The following is a 14,426-nucleotide window of genomic DNA, read 5'->3' on the forward strand; positions in this document are numbered from 1 at the left end:
GAAGTCTGGGCCGATTAAACAGCAGGACAGTCTAAAAAGCAGGGAACACGGAAACCGGCAGGTCTCACCGCCGGTGTTTGGATAAGAAAAACATTCGCGCAGATAAAATCCCACTTGATGTCAGGTACGATATCAAGTGGGATTGTCTGTTTTCTGTTTCTGTTCGTTCTAACGGGAATACCGGTGAATGGTTATGATAATAGCGGATTATATGCGAAACACAGCGCTCAGCGCGCCGAAAAATGTATGGGTCTAAATTCACATCTTCGGGCGCCATCGCAGCCCCCATATTTGCCGCATCGGTCACGCCCATTTCGACCATCCGGCCGAACAGAACGTGCGTCACGCGCACATCGCACGGCTCCGCGCCGTTCGGCACCGGCTCACTGCCGAGCACTGCCGCGCCTGCCGCGGTGGCTGTCCACTGGGCCGTCGGTGTGCGCTGACCGCCGTAGGCAAGCGGAAAACGGTACTGCCGCTCCGCCGAGCAGAAATGCGAGGATGCTGCCGCAAGCAGGCGGTCTGCCGCGCCGCTCTCGACCAGACAGCCGCCGAGCGCAAGACCCTGTGCCATAGTCGAGCATGCACCGTACTGCCCGAGATAGGGCACATTCGCGTGCATGGACGCTAAAAACGAGCCGATGCACTGGTTGAGCAGGTCGCCTGCAAGGATCAGGTCGAGCGAACGCTCGGGCAGGGTGGCCTTGCGCAGCGCAAGCCGGATGGCAGTCTTTTGCAGCTCGCTCTCCGCCAGCTCCCACGAGCGCTGGCCCATGCGGTCATTCTTCGCCACATAGTCAAACCGCTCACCGAGCGGGCCTTCGCCCTCTTTTTTGCCGACTGCCGCCGCGTGTCCGAGCAGATACGGCCGGTTTTCGAGCGCAAGCGTGCGCTTGCCGATGCGCTTTATCATACCGAACCGCCTCCCGTCAAAAACAGAATGAGACCGTAAATGACGCTTGCCGAAATGCCGTATACCAGCACCGGTCCCGCGATAACAAACAGCTTTGCGCCCAGACCGAGGATAAGCCCCTCGCTTTTGAACTCCATCGCCGGAGAAACAATGGCGTTTGCAAAGCCGGTGATCGGCACAATCGTGCCTGCTCCCGCATATTTTGCAAGCTTTTCGTACAAATGCAGACAGGTGAGCAGGGCACCGAGAAACACCATCGTGATGGCGGTCGCGGCGGCTGTGTCCTCGGTATCCAGTCCGCGGGAGAGCCACAGCTGCCGCACCCCCTCGCCGACCGTGCAGATCGCACCGCCAATCAGAAACGCCAGCAGGCAGTCGCGCCACAGCGGCGAATTCGGACTTTTGCGTTCGAGCAGCTGTTGATAGGTTTGTTTATCCAGTTTCATGCAAGGTTCCCCTTTCTGTACGCGTAGTTTGCCCAGCCGTTCCGGGATTATCCATCTGACCCTGTAAAATAAATGCGAACTGACCATTTTCGACAGACCATATTCGCGGTATGATAAATAAAACATATCAGATCAGGGGGATTTATGATGGAATCCAAGAAAAAAGCGTTTTCGCTGTACGACATCGTGATGATCGGTCTGATGGCGGCAGTGGTATTCGTTGTTACCATGTTCCTGTCCATTCGCATTCCGACGCCGACAGGCACCACCATGATCAAGCTTGCAAACGCGTTCGTGCTGCTGTGCGGCCTGCTGCTCGGACCGGTTCGCGGCGGTCTTGCAGCCGGTATCGGCTCGATGATCTTCGACCTGATGACGCCGGAGTACGCACCGGAGGCGTGGATCACCTTCCTGCGTTTCTTCCTGATGGCATGGCTGTGCGGCGTGATCGCTTACGCCGGTGCCGCTGCCGCAAAGAAGTTTGCGCGCAACCTCGTGGCGTGCCTTGCAGGTGCGGTGTTCTCGTCGCTGCTGTACATGCTCAAGGGTATTATTGAGCTGATGATCGGCGGCAGTGCGCTGGTTCCGGCTTTTGTGGCCAATATTCCGAAGCTGATGACCTCGCCTCCGAATATCGTTATCGCGGTAGTTGTTGCAATGGCGCTTCTGCCGGCGCTGCAGAAGGCGATGAATTCGACCTCGTTCGGCCACCATATGGCAGAAAAGTAAACAAATCCGTTGAGAAACGCGCTTGTCGGTTATCGGCAGGCGCGTTTCCCATGCTTTGCAGAAAGTCGGATTTCGTGGTATACTGTAATCATCTAAAGAAAAGCACAGCGAGGAGGAAAACAGTATGGCGGATTTTGTATCGCATCATCTATTTGGCAGGCAGGCACTGACGGTGTTTCCCGCACCGGCGCAGCGGGCAGCGGCATGCCGTCCGGCGTGCTTTTTCTGGGGCTGTCAGGGACCGGACCCGCTGTTTTACCGGAAAATCCTGCTTGGCAGTCCGCTGCACAAGCTGGGCAACCGCATGCACTCGGAGAAAACGGACGAGCTGTTTGCGGCGTTCTCGCGTGCGGTGCGCGACCTGAGCGGCGACGCGCAGGAGATCGCAGCGGCCTATTTCTACGGCTTCGTGTGCCATTATGCGCTCGACAGTGAGATTCATCCCTATGTTTACTGCCGGCAGGTGCAGTTCTGCACCGAAAATCCGAAGCTGTCCGCATCGGCGGTGCACAGCCGCATTGAAAGTGACATTGACTATCTGATCTACGAACGCGCATGCCATCGCCCCATCACTGAGTTCGATCCGGAGGAACGCTATCAGCTGTCACCGGTCGAGCAGGCGGTGCTGTCGGTTATGCTGCACGCGGTGCTCAAAACCGTGTACGGAGCCGATGTTTCTACGCATGAGCTGCGCCGTTCGTTCGCGGAAATGACTTCATGGGAGAGTTTTCTCTATTCGGAGAGCCGCGCCGTCTATCGCGGAGCGAAAAAGGCGGAAACCCTGCTCGGTCGGGGCGCCCTGCTCACCGGTCACATGAAGCTCGAGCGCCCGATGTGGGATGCGCTCAATCTGGCTCATCAACCGTGGCATAACCTGTGGAAACCGGACGAAATCCGCACGGATTCCGTGCCGGAGCTGTTCGGCCTGGCGCGTATTCGTGCCGCCGCTCTTGCCGGACAGTACGCCGCGCAGTTTGACGCAGGCTGGCTGATGCACTATCACTTTGATAAGCCGTTCGACAGCGGCAACCCGAAAAAATGATAATGAAAAATGATAATGAGAAATAAAATGTGAGTGCATTTTTCATTTGTCATTGCGATTGCAAGGGAAAAAGACTGTAAAAGACAAAAGGCGCCTGAAAAGGCGCCTTTTGTGAGGCTGTCGAAAAACTATCGTTTTCCGAGCAGCCTCTCGCTCGAAACCACGCTTTCGAGCGAATACTGAAGAAAAACCGCGCCCTACGGGCACATTTTTTCTTCCCTTGTGTAAATTCCGAGATACATGCTCCCGGAATTTATGAATTTGCTTCGCAAATTCTATTTTATGCGTGCTGCCGCACGAAGCGTAAAAATTAAAATAATACTTCTTTGACAGACTGACAAAAGACGCCTAAAAAGGCGCCTTTTGTGTTAGACACCGCTACTTTTTCGTTAGTCACGGCTATTTTTGACCTGATTTCTTTGCAATACGGCAATGCCTGTGGTAAAATTGTAGGAAATCCAAAAGGAGGTGCAGCAACCGTGCAGTATGTGCTGTACTATTTTATTGCAGTCAGCGTCATCGGCGCGATTGTCTGCATTTACGATAAGCTCGCCGCGGCTCGCGGCTGGAGGCGTGTGCCCGAGCGCACGCTGTTTTTCTGGGCGCTGATCGGCGGCGGGCCGGGCGTGTACGCCACCATGCTCATCATCCGTCACAAGACGCTGCACCATATTTTCATGCTCGGCATACCGGCAATTATGATTCTGCAAGGAGCAATTATTGTTGGTATTTATAACATTTTGTATATGAAGGGACTTCTATGACAAACGCACTTATCCATATTTTCATCCGCGATGCGGAAAACACCGGCGATTCGCGGGTGCGTGAAAAATTCGGCGTGTTGTCCGGTGCGGTCGGACTGGCATGCAACCTGTTCCTGTTTGCGCTCAAGCTGATCATTGGTCTGCTTACAGGGTCGATTTCCATCGCGGCGGACGCATTCAACAACCTGTCGGACGGTCTGTCCTGCCTGATTTCCATTGTCGGCTTCAAGGTTTCCGGCAAGGAGCCGGATGCGAAGCATCCGTTCGGCTACGGACGCACCGAGTACATCGCGGGACTGATCGTCTCGTTCATCATCATTCTGGTCGGCTTCGAGTTCTTCAAAACCTCGCTCGACCGCATTCTGCATCCGGCTGCCGTAGCGTTCTCGGCGGTGCTGATGGGGATTCTTGCCGTATCCATGCTGGTTAAGCTGTGGATGGGCGCGTTCAACGTCAATATCGGCCGCAGAATCGACTCTCCAGTGCTGATGGCTGCCGGTCAGGACAGCCGTAATGATGTTATTACCACGGCTGTTGTCGTACTCGGCATGGTAGCCGGCCGGTTTACCACGCTGCCGGTGGACGGCTATGTGGGCGTTGCCGTTGCTGCGTTTATCCTCTGGTCGGGCATCGGCATTGCGAAGGATACGGTTGCGCCGCTGCTCGGCGAAGCCGCCGATCCGGAGGTTGCCCGCAATATTCGGCGGATTGTAATGGAGTCCGACCATATTGTCGGCGTACACGATATGATTATCCACAATTACGGTGCGGGCCGCTCAATTGCGTCGCTGCATGCCGAAGTGCCGAGCGACTCGGACTTTGTGGCTGTGCACGAGGAAATCGACGAGGCCGAAAAGCGTGTCTGGCAGCAGACCGGTGTGTATCTGGTCATCCACATGGATCCGATCGATATCAATAATGCGTATGTCAACGCGCTGCGTGAGCAGACCGATGGCGTGCTCCGTCAGATCGACGGACAGCTTACCATGCACGACTTCCGCATAGTAGACGGCAAACGCCAGATCAACCTGATTTTCGACGTTGTTGTGCCGTTTTCCTATGATGAGGATGCCAAACGCGACCTGCTGATGAAGATCTATGACGGCCTGAAAGCGATCGACTCGCGCTATAATCCGGTTGTAACGCTCGATCATCAGATGTGATAAGAAAATAATGAGCAGAAAAAGGAGGTGCTTTCGCATCTCCTTTTTCTGCTAAAAATAGCATAGAAAAACGGTAGGGAACAAAATAATCCGCGAAAACGGCAAGTTATCATTGCAATACCCCGGAAATTTGCTATAATGGAGATAGCGTTTTTACGCTTTATCAGATAACATTATTGTTTGGGGGAATTTAAGTGAGCTTTTTCTCGGGCCTGCTTTCCGCACTTCCCGGTGCAGTGGCGCAGGGTTTGATCTGGGGACTGATGGCGATCGGCGTATTCATCACCTTTAAGGTGCTCGATCTGGCCGACCTGACCGTCGATGGTACGATGGCGACCGGCGGTGCGGTGTGCATCGTTATGATGACGCACGGCGCGAATGTATGGGTGGCAATGCTGTGCGCTTTCCTTGCTGGCATGCTGGCCGGACTGATTACCGGTATTCTGCATACCTGTATGGGTATTCCGGCGATTCTGGCCGGTATTTTGACACAGCTGGCGCTGTTCTCCATTAATCTGCGCATTATGGACAAAAAAGCAAATGTAGCGATCAATCCGGACAACTACAAGCTGCTTGTTTCGCTGCGCAACGTTAAGAAGGTGACTATCGAGAACCCGATTTTCGTTGCGGCTGTCTTTACGATTGTGGTTATCGCACTGCTGTACTGGTTCTTCGGTACGGCGCTCGGCTGCTCCATCCGTGCGACCGGCGCAAACCCGAATATGAGCCGCGCGCAGGGCATCAACGTTGATTTTGTCAAGGTGCTCGGTCTGATGCTGTCCAACGGCCTGGTTGCGCTGGCAAGTGCGCTGTACTGCCAGTATCAGGGCTTTGCGGATGTCAACGCCGGCCGCGGCGCTATCGTTATCGGCCTTGCCGCTGTCATCATCGGCGAGGTGCTGTTCAGCCGTATTTTCCGCAACTTTGCGATGCGTCTGCTCGGCGTATCGCTTGGTGCGGTTGTGTACTATCTGGTTATTCAGGTGGTCCTCAACCTCGGCCTGAACACCAACGACCTGAAGCTGATCTCGGCTTTCGTCGTTGCAATCTTCCTTGCTGTTCCGTACTGGAAGGGCAAGTATTTCCGCGGTGCAGCCAAGAGCGCCGCAAAGACTGACGCAAAGGAGGTCAAGTAACATGCTGCAGCTCAAAGGAATTTACAAGACCTTCAACGCGGGCACGGTAAACGAAAAGCGTGCCATTGACAACCTGAACCTGACCCTTGAGGACGGCGATTTCGTTACCATCATCGGCGGCAACGGCGCCGGCAAGTCCACCACGCTGAACCTGATCGCAGGCGTGTATCCGGTGGATGCGGGCATGATTCATCTGAACGGCTACGACCTGACCAATCTGCCCGAGCATAAGCGCGCGCGTTTCCTCGGCCGCGTATTTCAGGATCCGATGATGGGTACTGCCGCTACCATGGGCATTGAGGAGAATTTGGCGCTGGCATACCGCCGCGGTCAGAAGCGCGGCCTCGGCTCCGGCATTACGAACGAGGAACGCGAGCTGTACCGCGAAAAGCTGGCAACGCTCGGTCTGGGATTGGAGAACCGCATGACCAGTAAGGTTGGTCTGCTGTCCGGCGGTCAGCGTCAGGCGCTGACCCTGCTGATGGCCACCCTGCGCAAGCCGGATCTGCTGCTGCTCGACGAGCATACCGCAGCGCTCGATCCGAAAACCGCAGATAAGGTGCTGCAGATCACCGAAGAGATCGTCGCACGCGACAATCTCACCACACTGATGGTAACGCATAACATGAAGAACGCCATCCAGTACGGCAACCGTCTGATTATGATGGATGCCGGTCGAGTTGTCGTTGATATCCGCGGTGAGGAGAAGAAGAACCTCACCGTCCGCGATCTGCTCGAGAAGTTCAATATCGAGAGCGACCGTATGCTCCTGAGCGAATAAGCAAAAAAGAACCCGAAACACCGTTTCGGGTTCTTTTTTTAAGATGGAAAAGAGTGTAGAGTGAAGAGTTGAGAGTGGAGATTACGATACCTCCTACCTCCTATCTCAAAAACTCTCCACTCTTCAATTTCAACTCCTCACTCTTTCATGCTCCATCCGAGGGGTGTCCGCCGGAACAGCGCATTGTGCAGTCCGGCCAGCGCCTGCCATGTGGCGCGGTCGGTCAGGCCGGTCTGCGGCAGCTGAAAGATCTGCTGCGCCCGCCGGACAGCGGCCTGCGTATCGCTGTCGTATTCGCCGGTGAGCGGCACGGCGGCAATCCGGTTGTAATGCGGCGCAATTTCGCTCAGCATGAGCTGGAGCACATACACCGAGGGACTTTTCGCGCCCGGCTTCAGCACGGTATCGCTCTCCGGCGGGAAGAACGCCGTCTGCATGGGAAGTGCATCGGCGGCGATGAGCGCGGCATATGAAGCGTAGATGGCGTTCCATGTGCGCTGGTCGGCGATGCCCGTCACCGGAAGGCAGTGCTGCTGCTGGTATTCGCGCACAGCGGCGGCGGTCTGTGCACCGAAAATGCCGTCCGGCACGAGCGGAGCAGCGCTGCCCTCAGACTGCTGGATGCGCCGCAGAAAGGTCTGCAAATCGAAAATATGGCTGCGTTTTTGTGCATCGGTGTACAATCACGTTGCCTCCTCTCCAACGGGATAGCCGGGGTACTGTCCCGCAGCATTCTGGCTGCCGACCAGCACGTTTTCGGCAAGATCGGCCATGCCCTCCCATGTCAGCGGGCCGATGGCGCCCGTGGCGGGCAGGCCGAGCAGCGACTGGATGCTGGCGACTGACGATTCGGTCGCATCCCCGAAAATGCCGTCCTCCGCGACGGCGGGCACCTCGGCGTAGCCGCGCGCGATGATATTGATGAGCTGCTGCGCCTGCCGCACGGCTTTGCCGCGCATCCCCTTGACGAGAAAGGTTTCCGGCAGGCCGACGAACTGCTCGAGCCATTCCTGTTCGGGCTGGGAGAGCAGCACGGACTGGTAGGTCGAGAGCAGAGCATACCACGTTTCTCTGTCCACTGCGCCGGTCATGGGCAGCCCGACGAGCTGCTGGTAGGCGGTCACTGCCTCGCGGGTCTGCGGGCCGAACACGCCGTCGAGCTGTCCCGCCTGCCAGCGCGGCAGCGCATCGTAAAATTCACCGACGATGGCAAGAAAATACTGCAAAAGCTGTACGCCCGGGCCGCTCATGCCCTCGGTCAGCCGTTCGGGATACTGGCGGGAGATCTCACTGAGGGCCAGTCCCTCGCTGTTGAGCTCGCTCAGGCGCTTGACATTATTATAAATGAACGCGATGCGGTACCATGTTGCCTGGCCGACAAGGCCGTCCTCGGTGAGGTTGAACTGCCGCTGGAACGCCCGCACGGCGCGTTCGGTGTCCGCGCTGAACACGCCGTCCGTGGGATATATCTTCGGGATGTTCGGAAAATTGGTCGAAATGCGGTTGAGGCGGGTCTGGACAGTGCGGACATCCTCGGAAAAGTCGCCCAGCCGCAGTGTCACGCCGGGGAACGACCCGCCGAGGTTGGGCGAGAGCGGTGCACCGGTGACGAAATTGATGTCGCTGCCGTAAAACGACTGCAAGATCTGCTCGGCGGAAAGTCCCTGCTCGGCCAGCGGCACGGTTCCCCACTGGCTCAGTCCGCCTGGACAGGTGACGGTCGTGCCGTTGCAGTATTGCGTGAACAGCGGCTCGATGGAATCGCCGCGGGTGAGGTAAGTGCCGATCATATCGTCTACGATGGTGGAGATGTTCTCGAAAATATCGCGTCCGGGCACGAAAGACTGGTCGTAGCGGGTGGAATTGGTGATGTCGAAGTCATAGCCCTGTGCGCGGTACCATTCGGTGAACACGCGGTTGAGTACATAGGAGATCTGCGCGTACACGTTCGCACGGATGGCCTGCTCGGGCCATGTCGGGTATATCTCGGACGAGGCCACATTCTTGATGTAGTCCGCGAACGGCACGGTGATATTCTGCGCGTTCTCGGACGGCGCACCGAGGTGCACCGTGATGGTTTCGGGGATGGAAACATAGGGTTCGGGCAAAACTGTCCCTCCTTTTACGGATTCTCCGGCAGAGCCGGATCGAGGGCCTGCGGCGTGCCGGTGGCGGTCAGGTCGGTCGGCGCGAAGCTCTGGTTTTCCTTGAGCGGCGTGAGCGCCACGGGCAGCATGGTCGGCACGCCGGAGAACATCGCGATGTACAGGGCGGTGAGCGGCGTGTAGCCCTCGGCGGAAATCTCGACCGTGTACACCGCGAACGGCGGGCCACTGTCCGGGTTCAGCGAATTGCTGCGCGGCGGCGTGTCGAGCACCATAACGGGTGTCATGCCGCCGCTGTCGGTGGTGACCGAGTGGAGCAGTGTACGCATACCGCTCTCATCCGGCACGGTGGAAACGGAAACGATGGCATTCTCGAGCGGGAGAGCGCCCAGTGCGGTCGTGACGAGCACGCGCAGCTCGGCGGTGCCGTCGGTCAGTTCAGCCATGAAAAAACCTCCTTGTCAGCAGGTGGAAAAACAGATATACTAAAGGTAACAGCCGCAAAGGCGGCAAAATCTCGAAAGGCGGGGACAGTATGCAGGATTACAAAACGATGATCTCCATGTGTGCAGAGCAGGAGGAGAAGTTTCAGTTTGAGCATTTTTCGCGCGAGGATGCGCTGAAAATCGGCCTCAAGCTGCATGAAAACGCAAAGGAGCAGTCGGTTGCGGTTGAGATTACGGTGAACGGTCTGGTCGTGTTCCGTTACTTCGCAGAAGGCGCAAAGCCGGACAGTGAGCTGTGGCTCGCGCGCAAGCGCAACGCGGTTGACCTGATGGAAACGTCCTCGCTGCGGTTTTTCGCAGAGCTGGAGGACGCAGGCGAGACCTTCGCGGACCGTAAGCTCGACCCGAACGAGTACGCCGCAGGCGGCGGTTTCCCGATCCGGCTGCGCGGCACCGGCGTGATCGGTTCCATCTGCGTTTCCGGCTATCCGGATCATGTGGATGATCATCAGCTTATCATTAACACCTTGGCGGAGTATTTCGCATAATTGAGTATTTTAAATGGAGAATGGAAGATAAACGTATCGTTTTTCATTCTCCATTATTTTTATACTATTTTGACATGATAATGCCGAAACCACCGGTCAAGCTGGATGATATATGCGAAAATCTGCGGTGTTCGCATCAACTGTCCGAACCACGGTTCGGCAAGGCTTTCCGGCCGCTGCATGAGTTTTTGCACGGCATTCCGGTCGAACAGGGAAGCGGCGACCGAGGTGTTATCCTCGAAAATACGGCAGACATAGTCCGCGCACAAGCGGGTATAAACCGGATGAAAGGTTTTCGGATACGGACTTTTCTTGCGGTAAACGATCTCTTTGGGCAGTTCATTGGCGAATGCGCGGCGCACGATGCCCTTCTCACGCCCCTCGAGCGACTTGAAGTCCCACGGCATATTATAGGCATACTCGACAATGCGGTGGTCGCAGAACGGCACGCGCACCTCGAGGCCGGAATACATACTCATGCGGTCCTTGCGGTCGAGCAGGGTTGCCATGAACCAGTCGAGGTTGAGCACGAACATTTCGCGCATCCGGGCGGCCTTTTTGTCATCGGACGACAGCTTTGGCGCACGATCGCAAGTGTCGCGGTAGTGCTGGCGCACAAATTCCTCGCCGTTTCTAACGGCATCCGGTGTGAGCAGACCCAGACGCAGACCGACCGACCGTGACCACGGAAACGTATCTTCAAACAGAATTTCCTCACGGTGGTACCACGGATAGCCGCCGAATAACTCGTCGGCGCACTCGCCGGACAGGCAAACGGTGGTTCCGCCGCGCTTAACGGCCGCACAGAACAGCAGCAGGGAAGAGTCCACATCGGCCATGCCGGGCAGCGCACGCGCATCCGTCGCGGGGAGCAGAGCCGCGCACAGTGCCTCCGGCTCGAGCACAACGCGATGATGGTGCGTACCGAGAAAATCCACCATTTGATCAATATACGAATTGTCACTATTAGGTTGAAATATACTCTTTGTAAAATATTTATCGTTGTCACGATAATCCACCGACCAGGTATGCAGCGTTTCGCTGCGGGCTGCGTAATCTTTCGCCGCCAGCATAGACAGGATGGACGAATCCAGTCCGCCGGACAGGAAACACGCCAGCGGCACATCGCTGACCAGCTGACGGCGGGCGGCATCGCAGATGAGCTCATGCGTGCGCTCGATGGTAGTCGGCAGGTCGTCCTCATGCTCGTGCGCTTCGAGCTGCCAGTAGGTGTGATCGGTGAAGTTTTCCGGAGTCAAAACGGCAAAATGTCCGGGGAGCAGCGACTTTATCTGCCGGAAAACACCGGATTCCGGCGGGCGCGCAGGCCCGAGCAGCAGCAGAGTGCGCAGACCGTCCTCGTCGAGCGCAGGCTCGATCTCCGGATGGCACAGCACGGTGTCGATGGTCGAACCGAAGGTCAGACCGTTGCGAATGGGAGCAAAAAACAGCGGTTTCACGCCCAGCCGGTCGCGGCAGAGCGTCAGTCGGCGTTCGCGTTTCTCCCAGATAGCAAAGGCGAAAATGCCGTTCAGCCGTGCAAATGCGTCGGTTTTCCACTCAAGATAGGCGTGCAGCAGCACTTCAGTGTCCGAATGTCCGACAAACTCGTGCCCGCGCGACATAAGTTCTGTACGCAATTCCGGTGTGTTATATAACTCTCCGTTATATATAATGATAGTATTCCTGTCGGGAGAGTGCATCGGCTGCTTGCCGCCCTCCGGATCAATGACGATCAGCCGCCGATGGACAAGCGCTGCGTCCTCGTCAAAATAGGTGCCTTCGGCATCCGGCCCGCGCGGCGTAAGCGTTCGCTTCATTCCGTGAAGGATCGGTCCGCCGCGGCGTGCGTCGCGTTCATAATCGACAAAACCGCCGATACCACACATAGGCGATTCCTCCTCTGATTGATGGTTTCCTTCTGTTATATGCGTTAAATGTGAAAAATATGAAGTAAAATCGTAATTTTTCTGAAAAAATATAAACAGCAGCAAAACAAGACAAGGGATGCGTGCAATGTGCGTTCATCCTTGCCGACATTTGGCAGAAACGCACAAAAAATGGAGTGCGGATTTTATCAGAAAAAAGAATGTTAAATCCTTGACAAATGGTTTCCGGCCGCTATAATAGAGATAGACATGCTCCAAACAAGGGTATCGCTGGACGCGGCGCTGCGGCCACTGACCGTGTGCGCTGTGTTTTTGTGCGTATCCGCATTACTTATTTATTTGGGAGGTTTATGGCATGGATTTTAGGCTTACAAAAGAAGAAGCACTGTTCCAGAAGATGTGCCGCGAGTTCGCTCTGAACGAAGTAGAGCCGATCGCAGCTGAGATCGACGCGGAAGAGCGCTATCCGGAGGAAACCGTTCAGAAGCTGATGAAGTACGGACTGATGGGCATTCAGTTCCCGAAGGAAGTCGGCGGTTCCGGCGGTAACTATATTTGCTACTCTATCGCAATCGAAGAGATGAGCCGCGTATGCGGTACCACCGGCGGCATTATGTCCGCTCACGGCACCCTGGGTGCATGGCCGATCTACGCATTCGGTACTCCTGAGCAGAAGGAGAAGTGGCTGCGTCCGCTGATCGAGCCGAAGGAAGGCGCCAAGATCGGTGCATTCGGCCTGACCGAGCCGAACGCAGGTACCGACTCCGCTGCACAGCAGACCATGGCTGTTAAGCAGGAGGACGGCTCCTACATCATGAACGGCTCCAAGGTGTTCATCACCGGCGGCGGCCGTGCAGATACCTACGTTGTATTTGCTATGACCGACAAGACCAAGGGCAACAAGGGCATTTCTGCGTTCATCGTTGACAAGGACGACCCGGGCTTCTCCATCGGCAAGATCGAGCACAAGATGGGCATCCGTGGTTCCCAGACCGCTGAGCTGATCTTTGAGGACGTTCATCTGCCGGCAGACCGTCTGCTGGGCAAGGAGAACGGCGGCTTCAAGATCGCTATGATGACTCTGGACGGCGGCCGTATCGGTATCGCTTCTCAGGCTCTGGGTATCGCACAGGGCGCTCTGGATAAGGCTATCCAGTACATGAAGGAGCGCGTACAGTTCGGCAAGACTCTGGACAAGTTCCAGGGCCTGCAGTGGATGGTAGCTGACATGGCAACCCAGATCGACGCTGCTCGTCTGCTGGTTCGCCGTGCTGCATTCAACCACGATGTTGGTCTGCCGTTCACCAAGGAAGCTGCTATGGCTAAGCTGTACGCTTCTGAGGTTGCAATGGACGTTACCACCAAGTGCGTACAGATTTACGGCGGCTACGGTTATATCCGTGAGTACCCGATGGAGCGCATGATGCGTGACGCTAAGATCACCGAGATCTACGAGGGCACTTCTCAGGTTCAGAGAATGGTCATCGCTGGTCAGGTTCTGCGCTAAGAAAAGGAGGAAAACTGAACTATGAAGGCAATTGTTTGTGTAAAGCAGGTTCCGGATACCTCCGGTAAGGTTGCTGTTAATCCTGATGGCACCCTGAATCGTGCATCCATGCAGACCATCACCAACCCGGACGACCTGAACGCTGTAGAGGCTGCTCTGAAGCTGAAGGACGCTACCGGCTGCAAGGTCGTTGTTATTACCATGGGTCCTCCCCCGGCAGAGGGCATGCTGCGTGAGCTGATCGCTCGCGGTGCTGATGAAGGCGTTCTGGTTTCCGCTCGTGAGTTCGGCGGTTCCGATACCTTTGCTACTTCCCAGATCCTGGCTGCCGCTGTTAAGAAGGTTGGCCTGGAGAAGGACGACATCGTATTCTGCGGCCGTCAGGCTATCGACGGTGATACCGCTCAGGTTGGCTCTCAGATCGCTGAGAAGCTGGATATCCCGCAGGTTTCCTACGTTGCCGGTATCGAGAAGAATGGCGACAAGGTTGTTGTTAAGCGCATGCTCGAGGACGGCCACATGACCATCGAGACTCAGACCCCGTGCCTGCTGACCTGCATCAAGGAGCTGAACGAGCCCCGCTACATGTCCCTCAGCGGCATTATGGACTGCTACTCCGCTCCGGTTTCCGTATATGATTACAACACCCTGAAGGACGATCCGCTGATCGATCCGACCACCATTGGTCTGAAGGGTTCTCCCACCAATATCTTCAAGTCTTTCACTCCCCCGCAGAAGGGTCAGGGCAAGATGCTCGAGGGCGCTGACAAGGCTACCTGTGAGACTCTGGCGGCTGAACTGCTGAAGAAGCATATTATCTGATTGAAAGGAGAACAGAACAATGGCTGATTTTAATAACACCAACCTCGCCGATTTTTCCGGCGTATGGGTATTCTGTGAGCAGCGCCAGGGCGAGCTGCAGCCGACCGTACTCGAGCTGATCTCTGAGGCACGCAA

The 14,426-nt window shown here is 56.2% G+C and carries 15 protein-coding genes and 1 pseudogene; 10 read left to right on the forward strand and 6 right to left on the reverse strand.

From position 1 onward, the window contains the following. Nucleotides 1–64: 64 nt before the first annotated feature. Nucleotides 65–913, reverse strand: coding sequence for a beta-ketoacyl-[acyl-carrier-protein] synthase family protein (locus C7386_RS12385; RefSeq protein ID WP_110435940.1), 849 nt, complete (start codon nt 911–913; stop codon nt 65–67). After that, on the reverse strand, nt 910–1,359 hold the full coding sequence (spoVAC, locus tag C7386_RS12390) for a stage V sporulation protein AC (RefSeq protein WP_110435941.1): 450 nt from the start codon (nt 1,357–1,359) through the stop codon (nt 910–912). The genes C7386_RS12385 and spoVAC overlap by 4 nt, the downstream gene beginning before the upstream one ends. A 144-nt stretch (nt 1,360–1,503) precedes the next feature. Between spoVAC and C7386_RS12395 the strand changes: the two genes are divergently transcribed. From C7386_RS12395 to C7386_RS12420, 6 genes are all read left to right on the forward strand, one after another. Then, nucleotides 1,504–2,088 carry an ECF transporter S component gene (locus C7386_RS12395; RefSeq protein ID WP_116705654.1) on the forward strand — a complete coding sequence of 195 codons (585 nt, stop codon included), beginning with the start codon at nt 1,504–1,506 and terminating at the stop codon, nt 2,086–2,088. Nucleotides 2,089–2,212: 124 nt separating this feature from the next. Continuing rightward, entirely contained in the window at nt 2,213–3,130 is a 918-nt protein-coding gene (locus tag C7386_RS12400; RefSeq protein ID WP_116705655.1) for a zinc dependent phospholipase C family protein, read from the forward strand. 479 nt (nt 3,131–3,609) lie between these two features. Next, complete coding sequence (locus C7386_RS12405; RefSeq protein ID WP_116705656.1) at nt 3,610–3,894, forward strand: DUF1294 domain-containing protein; 285 nt, start codon at nt 3,610–3,612, stop codon at nt 3,892–3,894. Then, a complete protein-coding gene (locus C7386_RS12410) occupies nt 3,891–5,057 on the forward strand; it encodes a cation diffusion facilitator family transporter (RefSeq protein ID WP_116705657.1) in 1,167 nt (388 codons plus the stop codon). Before C7386_RS12405 ends, C7386_RS12410 begins: the two co-directional genes overlap by 4 nt. A 194-nt stretch (nt 5,058–5,251) precedes the next feature. After that, nucleotides 5,252–6,193: an ABC transporter permease gene (locus C7386_RS12415; protein WP_116705658.1), complete on the forward strand. Its 942-nt coding sequence runs from the start codon at nt 5,252–5,254 to the stop codon at nt 6,191–6,193. Between the two features lies 1 nt (nt 6,194). Beyond that, nucleotides 6,195–6,974: an ABC transporter ATP-binding protein gene (locus C7386_RS12420; RefSeq protein WP_110435947.1), complete on the forward strand. Its 780-nt coding sequence runs from the start codon at nt 6,195–6,197 to the stop codon at nt 6,972–6,974. Nucleotides 6,975–7,111: 137 nt separating this feature from the next. On the opposite strand, the gene C7386_RS12425 is transcribed toward C7386_RS12420, so the two are convergent. Genes C7386_RS12425 through C7386_RS12435 form a run of 3 tightly spaced genes read right to left on the reverse strand, consistent with a single transcriptional unit; the run spans nt 7,112 to nt 9,525 of the window. Beyond that, a complete protein-coding gene (locus C7386_RS12425) occupies nt 7,112–7,657 on the reverse strand; it encodes a peptidoglycan-binding domain-containing protein (RefSeq protein WP_110435948.1) in 546 nt (181 codons plus the stop codon). Beyond that, entirely contained in the window at nt 7,658–9,082 is a 1,425-nt protein-coding gene (locus tag C7386_RS12430; protein WP_116705659.1) for a peptidoglycan-binding protein, read from the reverse strand. Nucleotides 9,083–9,096: 14 nt separating this feature from the next. Next, nucleotides 9,097–9,525: a hypothetical protein gene (locus C7386_RS12435; RefSeq protein WP_110435950.1), complete on the reverse strand. Its 429-nt coding sequence runs from the start codon at nt 9,523–9,525 to the stop codon at nt 9,097–9,099. 89 nt (nt 9,526–9,614) lie between these two features. Between C7386_RS12435 and C7386_RS12440 the strand changes: the two genes are divergently transcribed. Further along, nucleotides 9,615–10,073, forward strand: a complete 459-nt coding sequence (locus C7386_RS12440; RefSeq protein ID WP_110435951.1) for a heme-degrading domain-containing protein — start codon at nt 9,615–9,617, stop codon at nt 10,071–10,073. A 59-nt stretch (nt 10,074–10,132) separates the two neighbouring features. On the opposite strand, the gene asnB is transcribed toward C7386_RS12440, so the two are convergent. Next, on the reverse strand, nt 10,133–11,962 hold the full coding sequence (gene asnB, locus C7386_RS12445) for an asparagine synthase (glutamine-hydrolyzing) (protein ID WP_110435952.1): 1,830 nt from the start codon (nt 11,960–11,962) through the stop codon (nt 10,133–10,135). A gap of 355 nt (nt 11,963–12,317) precedes the next feature. On the opposite strand from asnB, the gene C7386_RS12450 reads away from it, so the two are divergent. The 3 genes and pseudogenes from C7386_RS12450 to C7386_RS13855 form a co-directional block, all read left to right on the forward strand. Continuing rightward, a complete protein-coding gene (locus tag C7386_RS12450) occupies nt 12,318–13,469 on the forward strand; it encodes an acyl-CoA dehydrogenase (protein WP_110435953.1) in 1,152 nt (383 codons plus the stop codon). A gap of 21 nt (nt 13,470–13,490) precedes the next feature. After that, the gene (gene acrB, locus C7386_RS12455; RefSeq protein WP_110435954.1) at nt 13,491–14,291 is read left to right on the forward strand and encodes an acryloyl-CoA reductase electron transfer subunit gamma; all 801 of its coding nucleotides are present in this window, start codon (nt 13,491–13,493) and stop codon (nt 14,289–14,291) included. A gap of 19 nt (nt 14,292–14,310) precedes the next feature. Continuing rightward, nucleotides 14,311–14,426, forward strand: a pseudogene (locus C7386_RS13855) (acryloyl-CoA reductase electron transfer subunit beta); the annotation flags it as partial.

This window comes from Agathobaculum butyriciproducens, assembly GCA_003096535.1.
GTDB classification, from domain to species: Bacteria; Bacillota; Clostridia; order Oscillospirales; family Butyricicoccaceae; genus Agathobaculum; species Agathobaculum butyriciproducens.

Coding starts and splice junctions, on each gene's coding strand:
- acrB (WP_110435954.1), top strand. CDS start 13,491: ATGAAGGCAATTGTTTGTGTAAAGCAGGTTCCGGATACCTCCGGTAAG.
- C7386_RS12420 (WP_110435947.1), top strand. CDS start 6,195: ATGCTGCAGCTCAAAGGAATTTACAAGACCTTCAACGCGGGCACGGTA.
- C7386_RS12450 (WP_110435953.1), top strand. CDS start 12,318: ATGGATTTTAGGCTTACAAAAGAAGAAGCACTGTTCCAGAAGATGTGC.
- C7386_RS12395 (WP_116705654.1), top strand. CDS start 1,504: ATGATGGAATCCAAGAAAAAAGCGTTTTCGCTGTACGACATCGTGATG.
- C7386_RS12400 (WP_116705655.1), top strand. CDS start 2,213: ATGGCGGATTTTGTATCGCATCATCTATTTGGCAGGCAGGCACTGACG.
- C7386_RS12385 (WP_110435940.1), bottom strand. CDS start 913: ATGATAAAGCGCATCGGCAAGCGCACGCTTGCGCTCGAAAACCGGCCG.
- C7386_RS12440 (WP_110435951.1), top strand. CDS start 9,615: ATGCAGGATTACAAAACGATGATCTCCATGTGTGCAGAGCAGGAGGAG.
- C7386_RS12435 (WP_110435950.1), bottom strand. CDS start 9,525: ATGGCTGAACTGACCGACGGCACCGCCGAGCTGCGCGTGCTCGTCACG.
- spoVAC (WP_110435941.1), bottom strand. CDS start 1,359: ATGAAACTGGATAAACAAACCTATCAACAGCTGCTCGAACGCAAAAGT.
- asnB (WP_110435952.1), bottom strand. CDS start 11,962: ATGTGTGGTATCGGCGGTTTTGTCGATTATGAACGCGACGCACGCCGC.
- C7386_RS12410 (WP_116705657.1), top strand. CDS start 3,891: ATGACAAACGCACTTATCCATATTTTCATCCGCGATGCGGAAAACACC.